General features: G+C 40.7%; 14 protein-coding genes. 13 read left to right on the forward strand and 1 reads right to left on the reverse strand.

Features of this window, described 5'->3' with window-relative positions:
• Positions 1-127 precede the first annotated feature (127 nt).
• From PE36_RS16625 to PE36_RS16680, 12 genes are all read left to right on the forward strand, one after another.
• A complete protein-coding gene (locus PE36_RS16625) occupies positions 128-2,875 on the forward strand; it encodes an HD domain-containing phosphohydrolase (protein ID WP_304412100.1) in 2,748 nt (915 codons plus the stop codon).
• A 241-nt stretch (positions 2,876-3,116) separates the two neighbouring features.
• Positions 3,117-5,678: a nitrite reductase large subunit NirB gene (gene nirB / locus PE36_RS16630; RefSeq protein ID WP_006033218.1), complete on the forward strand. Its 2,562-nt coding sequence runs from the start codon at positions 3,117-3,119 to the stop codon at positions 5,676-5,678.
• The gene (gene nirD / locus PE36_RS16635; RefSeq protein WP_006033219.1) at positions 5,675-6,001 is read left to right on the forward strand and encodes a nitrite reductase small subunit NirD; all 327 of its coding nucleotides are present in this window, start codon (positions 5,675-5,677) and stop codon (positions 5,999-6,001) included. Before nirB ends, nirD begins: the two co-directional genes overlap by 4 nt.
• 185 nt (positions 6,002-6,186) lie before the next feature.
• Positions 6,187-7,014: a nitrite transporter NirC gene (gene nirC, locus PE36_RS16640; RefSeq protein WP_006033220.1), complete on the forward strand. Its 828-nt coding sequence runs from the start codon at positions 6,187-6,189 to the stop codon at positions 7,012-7,014.
• A gap of 192 nt (positions 7,015-7,206) precedes the next feature.
• Positions 7,207-8,502, forward strand: coding sequence for a DEAD/DEAH box helicase (locus PE36_RS16645; RefSeq protein WP_006033221.1), 1,296 nt, complete (start codon positions 7,207-7,209; stop codon positions 8,500-8,502).
• Between the two features lie 168 nt (positions 8,503-8,670).
• Positions 8,671-9,606 (forward strand): metal-dependent hydrolase, encoded by a 936-nt coding sequence (locus tag PE36_RS16650; RefSeq protein WP_006033222.1) that lies wholly within the window; start codon positions 8,671-8,673, stop codon positions 9,604-9,606.
• Between the two features lie 88 nt (positions 9,607-9,694).
• Positions 9,695-10,651, forward strand: a complete 957-nt coding sequence (locus PE36_RS16655; RefSeq protein ID WP_006033223.1) for a c-type cytochrome — start codon at positions 9,695-9,697, stop codon at positions 10,649-10,651.
• Positions 10,652-10,877: 226 nt separating this feature from the next.
• A complete protein-coding gene (locus tag PE36_RS16660) occupies positions 10,878-12,302 on the forward strand; it encodes a YcjX family protein (protein ID WP_006033224.1) in 1,425 nt (474 codons plus the stop codon).
• Complete coding sequence (locus tag PE36_RS16665) at positions 12,299-13,363, forward strand: TIGR01620 family protein (protein ID WP_006033225.1); 1,065 nt, start codon at positions 12,299-12,301, stop codon at positions 13,361-13,363. Before PE36_RS16660 ends, PE36_RS16665 begins: the two co-directional genes overlap by 4 nt.
• Before the next feature lie 180 nt (positions 13,364-13,543).
• Positions 13,544-13,870 carry a DUF3302 domain-containing protein gene (locus PE36_RS16670; protein WP_006033226.1) on the forward strand — a complete coding sequence of 109 codons (327 nt, stop codon included), beginning with the start codon at positions 13,544-13,546 and terminating at the stop codon, positions 13,868-13,870.
• Positions 13,870-14,829, forward strand: coding sequence for an HlyD family secretion protein (locus PE36_RS16675; protein ID WP_006033227.1), 960 nt, complete (start codon positions 13,870-13,872; stop codon positions 14,827-14,829). Before PE36_RS16670 ends, PE36_RS16675 begins: the two co-directional genes overlap by 1 nt.
• 199 nt (positions 14,830-15,028) lie before the next feature.
• Complete coding sequence (locus PE36_RS16680; protein ID WP_006033228.1) at positions 15,029-15,376, forward strand: DUF2956 domain-containing protein; 348 nt, start codon at positions 15,029-15,031, stop codon at positions 15,374-15,376.
• 147 nt (positions 15,377-15,523) lie between these two features.
• Here the strand turns inward: PE36_RS16680 and PE36_RS16685 are convergent, their stop codons facing one another.
• Positions 15,524-16,291, reverse strand: a complete 768-nt coding sequence (locus PE36_RS16685) for a spermidine synthase (RefSeq protein WP_006033229.1) — start codon at positions 16,289-16,291, stop codon at positions 15,524-15,526.
• A gap of 271 nt (positions 16,292-16,562) precedes the next feature.
• Here PE36_RS16685 and PE36_RS16690 point away from each other — a divergent pair, with 271 nt between their 5' ends.
• On the forward strand, positions 16,563-16,748 hold the full coding sequence (locus PE36_RS16690; protein WP_006033230.1) for a hypothetical protein: 186 nt from the start codon (positions 16,563-16,565) through the stop codon (positions 16,746-16,748).
• Positions 16,749-16,985 lie beyond the last annotated feature (237 nt).

A 16,985-nucleotide genomic window follows, 5' to 3' on the forward strand; every position in this document is an offset into this window, starting at 1 on the left:
ATACGCGCAATTCGGAACATTAAAGAGTCATGGTTTGGTAGTTAAGTCGATGTCATTTAGGCGGTACATAGCAAGTATCTTTATTTCAATAATATCTTTGCTTAGTGCTGCGTTAATCTATGTGAGCGTGCAGCACTCACAAGAAATATCAAAAACGTTATCGAAAGATATTGTGGCCAACTACGCCAACGAACTAAGCGTTAAAATTGAGAAAGTCACCTCACCATTAAGTAGCTTATTAAACACATTAGCAATGGGCCAATTTACCGAACGCAATGTGGGTAAACCGGATCCTGCGTGGCTTGATGCGATGACGGGAATACTTGAAAAAAATCAGTATTTAGCCTCGATGTATTTTGGCAAAGAAAACGGCAGTGCTTTTCTTTTTCAGCCTCTCTATGATAAAAATGTGAAACAAAGCCTATCAGCACCGGTTGATGCGCGCTTAATGGTGCGTTATTACAATCTCGGTTCGCAGCGTATTCAGTTTTACGATACCAATATGGTTTTGATGAAAGAAATTGATATTAAAAGTGACTACGATCCTCGTGAGCGAGTATGGTATAGCGACGTTGACAATAATCACCAGATTTACATGACTGGACCTTACAATTTCTCTAATCCTGCGCAGGATGGTATTACTTTTTCGCGTAAATCACGTTCTGGTGACGCCGTTGTTGGAGTTGATATCACCCTGAAGAAACTCTCGGAATTGGTACAGTATTTCGAATTTTCAACTAACTCTAATAGTTTTCTATTAAATAGTAATGCTGAAATTATTGCCAGTAATCAACTGTTCTCATTAATGATAGGCAAAGAATTATTTACTGCTGAAGACCTTGAATTTGCGACATTAATCGAAGAGTTTGAAACTGAACATCAATCACAGCTATCCGCTAAAACCGTTGTTTGGCAGGGTAAAACATGGGAAATGATGATCTCGCCATTGACGCTTGGTGATAGCGATATGTTACGGGTCGTTAATTTTGTGTCTCACGATGATTTGTTTGCGACATCATCAAATCTGCGAAACGATCTTATTATTATTTCGCTTGTTTCAGTTATTATTTCATTCATCATTGTTTTTTATATTGCTCGTCGTATCGCCAGTCCGTTGACTTATCTCACCGATTCGATTGAAAATATTCAACGTTTTCGCTTTCAGCGTAAACGCTACCAACCGTCACATATTCAAGAGATCGATAAGCTAAACAAAGCCATGGGGTTGATGGAGAATGTGTTATTGGATTTCTTCACTAATTTACGCAATGTAGCGCGTACGTCTAAACCAGAAGAGCTATCTGAATCCATTGTAACGCAGGTAAAAGAGATCCTATCGGCGGATGATTGCCAGTTATTTACTAACTCACCTGATAGTCGTGGCGAATTTAAATTGTCAGCGAAGTCGGGTACAACGCCAGAGTTTGAGTTGCAGTGCTTGTATGATCATAACCCAGACGCCTTTACTCAATCTATTTATGAATTGACCAAGAGTGAAGCTAATCATATTTTGACTGATCTAGAATGTCACTCCGGTTTCATTATTCCGTTATTTAATCGCAATAATGATAATACCGGTGCGTTACTCATCGGTTTCATGGGCGACATTACTGATGATACCCGTAATCGTTTGCGTTTTGTGCGTGAATTTATCGGTTTCAATGAGATTGTATTAGAACATTTAGAAAAAGTAGAGGAACAACGTAATCTATTCCATTCATTCGTTGAAATGACGGCAACCGCTGTTGATATTAAGTCTCCTTATACAGGGGGACATTGTCAACGCGTACCAAAAATTACAAAAATGCTGGCCAAAGCGGCAGAGTCCGATACTGATAAATTTGCTGATTTTTCATTAACATCGAAAAGCTGGGAAGAATTATTAGTGGCTGCTTGGTTGCATGATTGCGGAAAGGTGACAACACCTGATTATGTCATGGATAAAGCGACAAAATTAGAGACCATCTATGATCGAATTCATGAAATCCGTATGCGTTATGAAGTATTAAAGCGTGATGCAGAAGTAACATATTGGCAATCGATTGCGGGTGGCATGGATGAAGCCCAAGCACAAATAACCTGTGATGCTTTAAAAGACGAACTTGATAAAGAGTTTGCGTTTATTGCGAGTTGTAATCCTGGTAGTGAATTTTTAGACCCTGAAAAACAGCTGCGTTTAGTTGAAATCGGTGCACGTACTTGGTTAAGAACATTACCTGATGATATTGGCGTGTCACAGCAAGAGTTAGCTAAAAAGAATAACGTGAGCAAGACTCTGCCTGTTACCGAGCAGGTCCTTGCCGACAAACCCGAACATTTGTTTGTCTGGGAAGAGAAAAAGCAGTTACAAGCAAACAGCAAACGTGACTTTAAAATGGTGCAGCCTGAATACCGTTACAATCGCGGTGAACTGCATAACTTGATGATTAAAAGTGGCACATTAACACCTGAAGAACGTTACAACATTAATGACCACATTGTGCAAACGTATTTAATGCTTGATCAACTGCCATACCCTGAGCATTTGAAAAATGTGCCGTTAATTGCGGGTAGCCACCACGAAAAAATGAATGGTCAAGGTTATCCACTGCAGTTAAAAGGCGAAGAGATCCCGATTGGTGGCCGTATGATTGCGGTGGCTGACGTATTTGAAGCATTAACAGCGTGTGATCGTCCTTATAAAACGGCTAAAACCTTAAGTCTTTCACTTAAGATCATGGCCTTCATGGTGAAGGATGAGCACCTTGATGGCAACGTGTTTGATCTGTTCTTAACGCAAGGTATTTATCAAGCGTATGCGGATGAATACTTGATGCCAGAGCAACTTGATGTTGTCGATGTTGATGCGCTGAGGGCCATTTACCTTAAAATGTAATAAAATAACAAAATACACCTGCATACCTCTTTCCTGATGTGTTTTGTTGTTTTTAAATCACATTAACGGCACTATTTAGTCAATTTCTTGCTTTTAAATACCATATAGCGTTATTAAATGACGTCCAGCTTCACACTTTTGATCTCTGTCACATTACCTCGCTAATAAAATTGATCTGCATCATTATTATCTCTTAAGTAATACCTCAAAATACCTACATAATAAATATATAGGAATACTTATGAGCAAAGTCAGACTGGTTATTATTGGTAACGGTATGGTTGGCCACCGTTACATTGAAGACTTAGTAGAAAAAGCTGCAATTGAAGATTTTGATGTAACCGTTTTTTGTGAAGAACCCCGTGTTGCCTACGATCGTGTCCACCTCTCTTCTTATTTCTCTCACCACACTGCTGATGAATTATCATTAGTAAAAGAAGGTTTCTACGAAAAGCACAATATCAATGTATTGATTGGTGAACGTGCTATCAATATTAACCGTTCACAAAAAACAATTTATTCAAACTCGGGTCGTGAAATTAAATACGACAAGTTGATTATGGCGACAGGGTCAAAACCTTGGGTGCCACCAATTAAAGGTAACGAAAGCAAAGACTGTTTTGTTTACCGTACCATTGAAGATTTAAAAACCATTGAAGCAACAGCTAAACGCAGTAAAAGCGGCGTTGTTATCGGTGGTGGTTTATTAGGACTTGAAGCTGCTGGCGCATTAAAAGCGTTAGGTGTGCAAACACATGTAATTGAGTTCTCGCCAGTGTTAATGGCTGAACAGCTAGACCGTGAAGGCGGCGAGCAACTACGTAAGAAAATCGAAAAACTGGGCGTGCAAGTGCATACCAGTAAAAACACATTAGAAATTGTAGCTGAAGGTAAAACTGCACGTAACACCATGAAGTTTGCCGATGGTACTGAACTTGAAGTCGATTTCATCGTTTTTTCAACGGGTATTCGCCCACAAGACAAACTGGCACACCAATCTGGATTAGCAACAGGTCGTCGTGGTGGTATCACAATCAGTGACCATTGTATCACCAGCGATAATGATATTTATGCGATTGGTGAATGTGCGTCTTGGAATGAACAATTCTTTGGTCTCGTTGCACCGGGTTACAAAATGGCCCAAGTTGCTGTTGACCATTTGTTAGGTAACGACAACGTATTTGAAGGCGCAGACATGAGTGCCAAGCTGAAACTGCTTGGTGTAAAAGTAGGTAGTATCGGTGATGCTAACGGCCGTACGCCGGGCTGTAAGAGTTATGTATACCTGGATGAAACAGAAGAAGTATACAAACGTATTATTGTTTCAGAAGACGGCAAGAAATTACTGGGCGCAGTATTAATCGGTGATACATCAGATTACGGTAGTCTATTACAATTTAAATTAAACGACATGGATTTACCTGAACATCCAGATAGCTTGATCTTACCTGCTCATGCGGGTGGCAATAAACCAGCGATGGGTGTTGATTCATTACCAGAGTCTGCAGTTCTGTGTTCTTGTTTTGATGTAACCAAAGGCAAAATTGCTGCTGCAGTTGCTGATGGTCATACAACAATGGCGGAAATCAAAGCGGTAACGAAGGCTGGTACTGGTTGTGGTGGTTGTGTTCCACTTATTACTCAAGTACTGAATGCTGAACTAGCTAAATCTGGCATCGAAGTGAAAAACCACTTATGCAGTCATTTTGAGTATTCTCGCCAAGAGCTATTCCACCTTATTCGTATCGAAGGCATTAAAACTTTTGAAGCGCTGTTAAGCAAATACGGTAAAGGGTACGGCTGTGAATTCTGTAAACCAATCGTTGGTTCTATCTTAGCGTCTTGCTGGGGTGACCATGTATTAAGTCGCGATAATGTTGGCCTGCAAGATACCCATGATAACTTCCTTGGTAACATGCAAAAAGACGGTACTTATTCAGTGATCCCTCGTATGGCTGGTGGTGAAGTCACACCACAAGCATTAGCGGTATTAGCTGAAGTTGCTGCTGAGTATAACCTTTACACTAAGATCACTGGCGCACAGCGCATCGGTTTATTCGGTGCACACAAAGGTGATTTACCAACAATTTGGAAAAAACTGATTGCTGCTGGTTATGAAACGGGGCAAGCGTATGCAAAAGCACTGCGTATGGCAAAAACGTGTGTAGGCAGTACTTGGTGTCGCTTTGGTGTGCAAGACAGTGTTGCTCTAGGTGTGTTACTTGAAAACCGTTACAAAGGTATCCGTACGCCGCACAAAATGAAGTTTGGTGTATCCGGTTGTACCCGTGAATGTGCCGAAGCACAAGGTAAAGATTTAGGTATTATCGCAACAGACGCTGGTTGGAATATGTATGTGTGTGGTAACGGTGGTATGAATCCACGTCACGCTGACTTGTTAGCATCAGATTTAGATGAAGCAACATTGCTTAAGTATATCGACCGTTTCTTAATGTTCTATGTGCGTACTGCAGACAAGTTACAACGTACGTCGGTGTGGATGAATAACTTAGAAGGTGGCGTTGATTACTTACGCGAAGTGGTTGTTAACGACAAACTCGGTATTAATGAGCAACTCGAAACAGACATTAATAAACTGATTAATGAGTTCCGATGTGAATGGTCTGAAGTCGTCGAAAGTGAAGAACAGCAAAAACGTTTCGCTCACTTTATTAATAGCGATGAACATGACAGCAATGTGCGCTTTGTCAGTGCACGTGACCAACATCGTCCCGCTTCAATAGAAGAGAAAGCCGATACCGATACCAATACCTATATCATCACAGTGGAGGAACACGCATGAGTAAATGGATTAACGTTTGCCGACTAAACGATATCACCCCAAAGACGGGTGTATGTGCACTGGTTAACGGTAAGCAAGTTGCGATCTTCCGTCCGCGTGATAATGACGAGTTATTTGCTATCGACAATATGGATCCGTTTGCGAAATCAAATGTGCTTTCACGCGGTCTTATTTGTGAGCATGACGAGCAACTGTGGGTAGCAAGCCCGTTAAAGAAACAACGCTTTAATTTAACAACAGGTCAGTGTTTAGAAAATGATCTGGTATCACTAGCGACTTATAAAGTACGAGTGAATAAAGACGCTGTTGAGATTAATGCTTAAATTGCATTAATGAATAAAACCAAGTTTTAAGTTAATCAATGCCTCACTTGTTGTGAGTGGGGCATTAAAATAAACAACATGATGACAAAGTTGCTATCCCAATAACGAATAATTGCTGACAACAGTGTTGGTCGTTATTGGTGTATCAATTTAGAATTTAATAATTATAAAGAAGGGTATTCCTTATGTATGCAGACACGATAAAAAAATGTTCAGCGAACGCTGCTCGAATCGTAAAGTTAGATAAAACTGATCCAATTAGTTTTCTTATCAGCGGTGCAATGGCGGGTGCCTATGTTGGTCTTGGTATTATTTTGATCTTCACGTTAGGTAACATGGTTGATCCATCGATTCGTCCGTTAGTCATGGGCGCTACATTTGGTATTGCATTAACGTTAGTAATTATCGCGGGTTCGGAACTGTTTACTGGCCACACTATGTTTTTAGCATTAGGTGCTAAAACGGGTGCCATTACTTGGGGTGATAACTTACGCATCTTACCAAAAACATGGTTATATAATCTTATTGGCTCCATCGCAGTTGCCGCGTTATTTTATTATGCTGGTGGTGGTAAATTATTAGGTAACTCAGAAAGCTTAGTGCACAAAGTTGCATTAGCGAAAACGACTGCACCGGCAATGATCTTACTGTTCAAAGGTATCTTATGTAACTGGCTAGTATGCCTCGCAATATGGATGTGTCAGCGTGTTGAAGGTACGGGTAAATTCATCGCTATTTGGTGGTGTCTATTAGCGTTCATTGCGTCTGGTTACGAGCATTCGATTGCTAATATGACTATCTTTGCAATGTCTTACTTCGGTGATAGCCAAGAAGCATTCAACCTAGTGGGTGTCGGTCATAATTTATTATGGGTTTCACTCGGTAACATTATTTCTGGTACTGCATTCATGGGGCTAGGCTACTGGTACTCAACACCAAAAGCAGAACGTCCTGTAGTAAATCAAGAGGCTGTAAAAACGACAGCAGTTACGGGTAAGACCGTTAAAGCATAATTTATTGATTGATTGGCTAGTCCAATCTAGATTAGAACTGAAAACCAATCGTTAATACGGTTGGTTTTTTTATATCCAGTCTATAGTCCTCAGATCCTTTAAATCATGGCTTTATCGACTTTATCTGTAATCTTGTAAGACTTCTGCTAAACTGCGCGGCATATCGTTTTTGTTGTGTTTAGTAAGGTCATTATGGGTTTTTCTGCTTTAAATCTGAATCAAAATTTAATTAATACTGTTACCAAGTTAGGCTATGAAACGCCGACACCAATTCAAGCTCAGGCTATTCCAGCTATTCTGGAAGGGCGTGACATCATGGGTGGTGCACAGACGGGTACAGGTAAAACTGCTGCGTTTGCATTGCCCATCATTCACCAGTTAATGGCCGAGCAGTTAACAGCTAACGCAACAGAACCAACAGCGAAAAAACAAATTCGTGCTTTAATATTAACGCCAACGCGTGAGTTATCACAGCAAGTACACAAAAGCTTTGTGACCTATAGCGAAGACAGTGAATTAACGTCTGAACTTGTTTACGGTGGCGTTAGCATTAACCCACAAGTAAAAGCACTGGTACAAGGTGCTGACATTTTAGTTGCAACACCAGGCCGTTTACTTGATCTATTAGATCGTGAAACGCTAACACTTGAGTTTGTTGAAAAGATCGTATTCGATGAAGCTGACCGTATGCTCGATATGGGCTTTATGGAAGAAATTCGTCGTATCTTAAAACACTTACCGAAAAAACGTCAAACTATGTTGTTCTCGGCAACATTTGATGATGCGATCTTTAAACTAAGCAAGAGCTTGTTAAACGATCCATTATTAGTCGAAGTCGATACTCGTAATGCAGCAGCTGAGCAAGTTGAACAAATTGTTTATGCGGTAGATAATGATCGTAAACGTGAGTTAACGTCTTACCTAATTGGTTCTCGTAACTGGCATCAAGTTCTTATCTTTACTCGTACTAAGCAGGGCGCAGATAGTCTTGCAAAAGAAATGTGTAAAGATGGTATTAAGACAATCGCAGTACACGGGGACAAATCACAGGGCGCACGTGAACGTGGTCTTGAAGATTTCAAAAATGGTAAAGTTCGCGCATTAGTGGCGACAGATGTTGCTGCACGTGGTCTTGATATCGAACAGCTTAAGCATGTGATCAACTTTGAATTACCGTTTAAAGCAGAAGACTACATTCACCGTATCGGTCGTACCGGTCGTGCTGGTTTATCTGGTACTGCTACGTCGTTAGTAAGCATTGGTGAAAACTGGTTATTAGAAGAAATCGAAACACTGCTTGATACCCGTTTAGTTGCACAGTGGTTACCGGGTTATGAACCAGACCTAAGCAAACCTGTTGATGATGGTCGTGGTAAAGGCGGCGGTAAAGGTAATGGTCGTACAGATGACAAACGCCGTGCTAAGAATCGCTCTTACGGTAAGAAAACCAATAATCGCGCGAAAAAAGACACAAAACCAAGTCGTTAATTTGGCTGAGTTTGGTTAAGTGAATAAGTTCATATGAATGGCTAAGGTTGAGAGACCTTAGCCATTTTTGTTTATCGCACCCTCCAAAACTTGCCTCGCAGATAAAATACGATTAGTTTAACGATAGTACTTAAGGTTAGTACTCATGTTATTTACGTTAGGACTTCTATGGACTCAGTCACTCAAATCGTATTAGGCGGTGCTATTGGTGCAGCTATTGCGCATAAACAACTTGGCCGAACTGCGCTTATTATTGGCGGTGTGTTGGGTACGCTACCTGATTTAGATGTGTTTCTGCCAGCCGCAGATGCTGTCGCAAGCTTTACGGAACATCGCAGTTTCTCTCATTCCTTGTTGGTATTATTTCCCTTCGCGTTTATCTGCTTTACTGCGCTAAAATTGAAATTTAAAACGGATGTCATTTCCAACCAACGGCTGTTTTGGCTGTGTTGTTTAACCTTAGTTACCCATCCGCTCCTTGATGCGTTTACCAGTTATGGTACGCAATTGTTTTGGCCGTTAGCGGGACATCCTGTTTCTATTGCCTCTATTTTTGTTATCGATCCCTTGTATACAATCCCGTTATTAGTCGGTTGTGTTTATTTGTGGCGCAGTAAAGAGAGTAAAGATAAGCGCAAAGCCAGACGCGTTAACCATATTGGTTTAATGTTAAGTAGTGGCTATTTACTATTGAGCGTATTGCTGCAAACGCAGATGCAAAACAAGGTAGAGATAGCCTTACAATCAAGCGGAATACCAACGGACAAAATATTTATCTCACCGCTTTATCCTAGCCTTAATTGGTGGGGGGCTATCGTACTGGATAATGGCGTTTATTATGATGTAAAACTCAATGTACTGACCAACTCTTTGGACATCTCGGCAAAGCAAGATTTAGGCTATGGCGTGATTGATGTCTCTACACCAGCGTTAACATCGCTGGACTGGTTTACTAATGGGTTTATTCGTTTAGAAGACGTTGAGGGGCGATTAGTTGCGACTGATCTTAGAATGAAAACAGGACATATAGGTTATGCTTTCAAATTTGCGCTGGCAGAGAAGGATACCGATGGTTGGAAAGCGATATCGCCATTAAGATTGTGAATCGTATTTCACGGGTTAAATGTTGTAACGACATTTATTTCACATTAAGCCATATATTATTGGGGGATATAATAACTATGGACTGAATATGAAAAAACATTATTTACTGCTTGCGACTAGCTTGTTAATTAGCACATCAGCATTAGCAGATAATCAAATTCCGAATGCGCCTGCTTGGTCGACGCCCGCTCGTGGTGTTCCTACTTCAGAGGTTGTCGAACCTACAGTAAAACGCCAGCTTGAAGGCAGTACAGTCAGTTATACTCAAAGTGAAATTGATAACAAATTCAATGCCCCTGATTGGTTTCCAAATCAGCATACAGCTATGCCTAACATCGTTCAGTTTGGTAAAAAACCAAAAGTGTGGGCTTGTGCATCTTGTCACCTTGCGTCTGGAACGGGACATCCTGAATCATCCACACTGGCTGGGTTGTCTGCAACTTACATGGCATCGCAACTACAAGCGTTCGCATCAGGTCAACGTATTGACTACAGTGGTCATATGAACCGCATGGCAGCGTTGATGACAGAAACGGAAATGCGAGAAGCATCAACTTGGTTTGCTAGCCTTCCTGCACAACAATTTATTACAGTGAAAGAAGTCAGCAACGTTCCGCTTACTTATGTTGATAGCACACGCATGCGTCAAATAGATACTTCCAAGACATCATCAGAACCTATTGGTAATCGTATTATTGAAATACCGGCTGATAAAAACGTTGTGCACAAACGAGCGCCATTAAGTGAGTTTATTAGCTATGTGCCAGTCGGCAGTATCGCGCGAGGTAAGAACTTAGTACAAACGGGTGGTGGTAAAACAATTCCTTGTATGAGTTGTCATGGCGCCGATTTATCTGGATCACAAATTGGCCCAGCAATTGCGGGTAATTTTGGTATTTATACTGTGCGCCAATTACATGGGTTTAAATCAAATACACGTAATGGTGCACTATCAGCCATGATGAAACCTGTTGTTGCCAATCTTACTGACGAAGATATTGTGGATATTTCGGCATATCTAAGCTCGGTTTACATTAAACAATAACGCGTAATGCTTGAAGTTCCGTCCTAAATCCTTTCATCTCTCATTCAGCTTGTTTGGGTATACTCCCCATTTATAGTAAACTCTTTATTTATAGTAACTTTCTATTTATAGACATTTTTATCTATATTAGTAACACTAATAGTAGGTACAGAAAGTATCATTGTTCTCCTTCCTTTAACCATGAAGTAGGTATATGCGAGACTCAGACAAAAAGTTTTCCAAGTTTATGAATAAAGCATCCCGCAAAGCGACTTCTCTTAAAGAAGAAGGGCTGGCGAGTATTGCTAAGCTGCAGAACCGTTACTTTTGTATTGGTATAACAGGCTTGAGTAAAAGTGGTAAGTCGACCTTCATCACCAGTTTAATTAATCAACTAATGCACCACGAGAATGCCAGTCTGGCTGGGTTCTCACCGGTATTGAGTGAACGTCTACTCGGTGTGAAAATGCACCCACTTGCGGATACAGATATTCCAGTATTTCCTTATGAAAAGAACTACCAAAGCTTAACGCAAGCACAAGCACAATGGCCTGCATCAACCACAAATATTAGCGGCTGCTTACTTGAATTAAGACTATCGCGAGCTGGACGCCGTTTAAATCCGTTAAAAGCAGAGCAGTTCTCTTTATTCCTTGAAATTCGTGATTATCCGGGTGAATGGTTACTCGATTTACCTTTACGTGAAATGAGTTTTGCACGTTGGAGTGAACAATGCCAAGCACAATATCAAGCATCACCACGGCGTGAATTGATAGGAGACTTATTCGACGAATTAACACAGCTAGACCCATTGGCAGTTGCTGATGAAACGGTATTAAAATCATTAAACGTGAAGTTTGTGCAGTTCCTTAACGACTGTAAATACAAACACAGCAGTTTAAGTTTGATCCAACCCGGGCGATTTTTATTGCCGGGTACAGTTGAGAATGCTGAGTTATTAAACTTTGTGCCGTTACTGGGCTGTCAGCAATACAGTGACGATGTGCTAAATGAAGCGGCTGATAACAGCTATTACAAGCTTTGCCAGCGTAATTATAAAGGTTATGTGACGCAATTAGTTGACCCTTTTTACAAGAATTTCTTTAGTCGTATTGACCGTCAATTAGTGCTGGTGGATGTGGTGAATACCTTAAATGCAGGGCCTGATTATCTTGATGACATGCGCCAAGCATTAACCAGTATTACCGAGAGCTTTTCGTATGGTAGACAAAACCGTTTGGTACAGTTATTCAAGCCTAAGATTGATAAGGTAGTCTTTGCAGCAACGAAGATCGATCAGGTATTAAGTGAAGATCATGATGCTGTTCGCCAGCTCTTAGGTGTGATTGTCAAACAAGCTTATAAGAGTGCGCAGCATGAAGGCGTGCAACCGATTTGTGAAGCAACAGCTGCTGTACGTTCTTCTAAAGAGATAAAACATCAAGGCGACCGTGGTATAGCGGGCTGTGGTTTGAATGGCGAACCGATTGGTTATATTCATCCGACAATTCCAACGCGTATTCCGGAGGGTGATCAATGGCAGCCATTTTTAGATTGGCAAGTTCCTATGTTAAATCCACCACAAGGGCTTTCGTACTGTAATCAGGACGTATTACCACATATTCGAATTGATACTATTTTAAATGAATTAATTGGGGATAAATGCCTATGACCAAGCAAGTAGATAGCAATGTAATCGACCGCGCGACAACGCGTAATCAAGGTAAAACGATTAATATGCACGCAGAAGATGTTGTGGTGACGCCAAGTCGAGAAGCCAAAGTATTTATGCCAGATCTCGACAATGATTTGAGTAAAGTGCCAGTATCAATTACCGCAGATGATTCGGTTGATGAAACATACAGTGGGCTGACGCTAGAAGCGCTGCCAATCAAAGGTCTTAAATCGTTTGTTATCGGTATTGCGAGTCTCTTTGGAGTGATGTCGTTGTGGCAAATTTATACCATTTTTAAAAGTGTGTTAGCGTTTCATTGGATCGCGGCAGCAGGTTTTGCGGGCTTAATTATCATTGTTGTTCTGTTGGCATTACGTAGCGTATTTAGCTTTATGTCTGACAAAGAAAACATGGCGGCTTTACAAGGCATACAAGATAAAGCTGAACAGCTAAAAGCGACCAATGATGTTGGCCAGGCTAAAGGTTTTATTACCAAGTTAACTGCGTTTTATAAAGGCAAACCACAAGCCCCCTTGTTGGCTAAATGCATAAAATCATTGCCTGATTACAGTAATGATAAAGAAGCAATGGTGCATTTGGAACAAGTGTTTTTAGTACCTCTAGATAAAGAAGCATTACGCCGCGTATCTAAGCACAGTTTACAAACCGGTGTTGTGGTCGCTGCAAGTCCGTGGGCGGCGGTGGATATGTTGCTGGCATTATGGCGCAGCATGAAAATGATTGATGAAGTAGGGCAGATATATGGGATGCGTCCTTCGTTGGCCAACCGTTACAAATTATTGAAAAGCGTGATCCGTTACTTAGCATTTATTGGTGTCACTGAGTTGGCGATTGATGAAATGTTACAAGAGTTTGGTACCACTAGCTTAGCGGGAATCACTGGCGCACGTGTAAGTCAAGGTATTGGCGCTGGTGTGTATACGGCTCGCATTGGTTTAGCAGCCGTGACAGCATGTAGACCGATTGGCTTTTCTGCAGACAACAAACCAAAACTGAAAGATTTTATCAAGCGTATTGTACAGCGCATGAATGGTTAAACCTTTAATCACTAACGCTGGCAAGGATAGCGTGATCCAATTGCCTTATTTACGCTCGGAATAGTCTATTATTGAAGCTTGTAAGCACTAATTATATTATTGTTTTACTTAAGTTTAATGGTAGGCTTATTCATTCTTACAAGAAGTAAGAGATATTCTGAGCAATTAAAGGAGTTAATTATGCTGGAATACGTTGCACTAGCTTTACTGGTGTTTGTTGCTATTGTGCTGTTTTATGGTGTCATCGTTATACATGATATTCCTTACGAAATTGCTGTTCACCGAAATCACCCGCATCAAGATGCGATTCATGTCGCAGGCTGGATCAGTTTATTTACACTTAATGTTATTTGGCCATTTTTATGGATCTGGGCAACCTTATACCGAACTGATCAGGGTTGGGGTTTTTCGGATGGACATTCAAGCAAAGAGCATATTGAAAAGTTAGAACTTGAATTAGCCGAAGTAAAACAACGTCTTAATGCGTTAGAAGGAGGGAGTGAATAATGGATTTATTACTCATATTAACGTATACCGCTTTATGTATTGCCATATTCAAAATATTTAAGATCCCATTAAACAAATGGAGTGTGCCAACTGCTATTCTTGGCGGGATCATATTGATTGGCGGCTTGATCTTTACGATGAATTATAACCATCCGTTTTCAGAAATTAGTCGTGAATATTATGTCACTACGCCAATTATGCCAGCGGTTACCGGTACTGTAATTGAAGTACCTGTTAAACCTAATCAGTTATTGAAAAAAGGGGATGTGCTATTTAAGTTAGATCCTAAGAAATTTCAAGACAAGCTTGCTTCAATTGAAGCGAATTTAACAGTTGCAGAATCTGACTTTAAACGCGCTAAGGCACTGTATCGTAAAGGTATAGGTAAACAACGTGATGTTGATCTTACCCGAGCCCAAGTTGATGATTTAACCGCTAAGCGTGAGATTGCGTTGCATGATCTTGATAGTACAGTCGTCCGTGCACCGACCGATGGCTATGTGGTGCAGCAAGCATTACGCCCTGGTATGCGCGCGGTGAGTCTGCCATTGCGACCTGTGATGGTATTTAAGCATCAAGGTGAAAAAATGCTGGTTGGTTGGTATCGTCAAAACAGTATGCTACGGCTTGAAAAAGGCTCTAAAGCTGAAGTGATTTTTGATGGTCTTCCAGGTAAGGTATTTAGCGCGAAAGTGGTAGGTGCGATTCCGGCAATCCCTGAAGGGCAAATACAGGCATCAGGTACGTTAATTTCTGTTCAGAGTGCACGTGTTCCAGGTCGTATCCCGGTATTGTTTGAAATTGATGACCCACGTTTTGCTCAATATAGCGATGTGATGATGGGCGGTGCGTATGGTCAAACTGCTATCTATTCAACGCATTTTGAACATGTGGCAATTATGCGTAAGATATTGTTACGTATGGCGTCTTGGATGAACTACTTCTTCCCGTTCCATTAAAAACGTTTAGTTAATCACGTTATTCAAAAGGGTTATAGCTGCGGTTATAATCCTTTTTTATGGATAGTTTATTACTACCTTTATGATTGTAAGTAGATATAGCAAACCGTTAGCAATCCTCACCATTTAATTTTTCCAACTTGCAACATGGACCTGAGTTATTTATCATCAAGTTAACTGAATTAAGAGTGAAAAATCCATGACACAGAAAGTATCAACAGAAGTGCAAACTGAATCGACACGCATTGCTAGCGGCATTAAAAAACCAGGTCAAAGTCGAGAGCAGACTAAATTGATCGCAGCAGGTATTGAGAAGGGCATCGCAGAATACAAAAAGCAGCATAAAGCTAAAGCTCGACAACTTGATAAGCAGAAAAAACAAAAAATAAGATCTAATACAGCGACAGCAGCAAAAGAAAATGAAGCAGAGATTGAAATTGAACAAACACAAGTAAGGTCAAGTCGATTACCATGGGCATTATTAGCGCTAAGCTGGGCTGGTTTTGCAGGTTATCTTGTACAAAATGGTGTGATTAAACTCGGTTAATCGTTTTGCTACCTACCCGTGAACGCACGAAGTAGGTTGCAGACCGCATCAAATCTCTATTTAGCATATAAGAATAGGTGTCATGCAACGACACCTATTCTTATACAACGACATTTATTCTTATACATCGTGGGTGTTGTTCGCTTGCTACCCGCATAAATCTTGCGTATCCCAAAGTAATTCAGCATAGCGTAGCATCGGAATGTTCATTTCTTCTTGCAGCCATTTACCTTTGCTCAGCAGCTCTGTTCTTGTTATTGAAGGGATGCTGTTTTTGAATGCGAGTACGATCGTGTTGCTACTGTCTACGGCGAAACTAAGCAATTGGTTGTCAAATTCCAGCGCGAGTAATGCATCTAACTCTTTTTGTAATTCAAGTGTCGTATGGCAGATATTGAGTACCAGGACACCTTGTTCGTTGAGCGCGTTTTTACAATCACGCAAGTAAGATGCTTGTACTTGTTTCGGTTCCATACCTTCCGAGTTGTATAGATCTGAAAAGATAATATCGCTTTTCATGACGGTGTTTTTCATGTGATTTACAGCATCGTCGATATGAATAACGAGACGATCTGTATCGGGTAAGTAGAAGTATTCTTTTGCTGTTTTAGCTACTGCTTCACGGTATTCAACCGCGTGTACGTTCAACTCGGGGAAGCTATTGAGCAAGTTCTTTGCCATTGAGCCTGCGCCGAGTCCCATGATGGTCGCTGTTGTTACTGTGGGAATAAAAAATAACCCCGCCATCATAGCCTTGGTGTAGCCGAGCGCTAATCCATTAATGTTATTCAGTTTCATGAAACTTTGATAGATCTTCCCATCAAAGCTGAGGATCCGGCTGTTCTTTGTTTCGTAAACATAAATGGGGCCGTGCTCATCGACTGTGTGTGAAATACAGGTACCATTAATATCCATCGTATTTTAACCTTTCTATGCCTTGCAAGCTCTAACGTCTAAGCTTATTTTTGTGATGAGTTCATCGCATTTAGCGAGTTTATCGTGAGGGAGTTAAGCCCCTTGATGATAAATGACGCGTGCCTGTGTTGCAAGTTATCGAAATAAAGTGGTTACAAAGGGTTCAACTAATTGTAAGTTGATCTGTATCAATGGCTGGTATCAACCTATGGGTTTATAGTCATGTGAACAGTATGTAAAGTGATTCACACATGATTAAAAGGTGGTAAAGATGGAACTATTACGCAATCCTAAATGTTACACGGACGTGTGTATTGATGGTACTTGGTATCATTACGATCACTGTGGTTCGAAGGTTTACTCTTTAAGTGGTGGCGCGGGACCTGAACTCGATTTAGCGCGTGAACCTGCGACGGAAAATGAGCTGATTGACCTTATTCAAATCGCCATTAATTAGTTTTAGTGAAATACGATTTTTACCTTTGTGCAAGACCAGGGTAATTTGATGAGTACTCGATATAGTCTTTCTTGTAGTAGATACAAATAATTTCCTTGTAGTATATACAGTGTCATCACTCAGCGACATTCGTATTTTTGACCTTTAGACGCACTGGGCGTGTAAAGGTCACTTTTTGTTCTTTACTCCTCTTTACAGTGTTCCCTATTTGCGTTTTCTTTGATTTGTCATATTATG

The sequence above is a fragment of the Moritella sp. PE36 genome (assembly GCF_000170855.1).
GTDB lineage: Bacteria > Pseudomonadota > Gammaproteobacteria > Enterobacterales > Moritellaceae > Moritella.

Bases quoted from the DNA above. Each gene is read 5' to 3' on its own strand.
- nirB (WP_006033218.1), top strand. From the start codon at position 3,117: ATGAGCAAAGTCAGACTGGTTATTATTGGTAACGGTATGGTTGGCCAC.
- nirD (WP_006033219.1), top strand. From the start codon at position 5,675: ATGAGTAAATGGATTAACGTTTGCCGACTAAACGATATCACCCCAAAG.
- nirC (WP_006033220.1), top strand. From the start codon at position 6,187: ATGTATGCAGACACGATAAAAAAATGTTCAGCGAACGCTGCTCGAATC.
- PE36_RS16645 (WP_006033221.1), top strand. From the start codon at position 7,207: ATGGGTTTTTCTGCTTTAAATCTGAATCAAAATTTAATTAATACTGTT.
- PE36_RS16650 (WP_006033222.1), top strand. From the start codon at position 8,671: ATGGACTCAGTCACTCAAATCGTATTAGGCGGTGCTATTGGTGCAGCT.
- PE36_RS16655 (WP_006033223.1), top strand. From the start codon at position 9,695: ATGAAAAAACATTATTTACTGCTTGCGACTAGCTTGTTAATTAGCACA.
- PE36_RS16660 (WP_006033224.1), top strand. From the start codon at position 10,878: ATGAATAAAGCATCCCGCAAAGCGACTTCTCTTAAAGAAGAAGGGCTG.
- PE36_RS16665 (WP_006033225.1), top strand. From the start codon at position 12,299: ATGACCAAGCAAGTAGATAGCAATGTAATCGACCGCGCGACAACGCGT.
- PE36_RS16670 (WP_006033226.1), top strand. From the start codon at position 13,544: ATGCTGGAATACGTTGCACTAGCTTTACTGGTGTTTGTTGCTATTGTG.
- PE36_RS16675 (WP_006033227.1), top strand. From the start codon at position 13,870: ATGGATTTATTACTCATATTAACGTATACCGCTTTATGTATTGCCATA.
- PE36_RS16680 (WP_006033228.1), top strand. From the start codon at position 15,029: ATGACACAGAAAGTATCAACAGAAGTGCAAACTGAATCGACACGCATT.
- PE36_RS16685 (WP_006033229.1), bottom strand. From the start codon at position 16,291: ATGGATATTAATGGTACCTGTATTTCACACACAGTCGATGAGCACGGC.
- PE36_RS16690 (WP_006033230.1), top strand. From the start codon at position 16,563: ATGGAACTATTACGCAATCCTAAATGTTACACGGACGTGTGTATTGAT.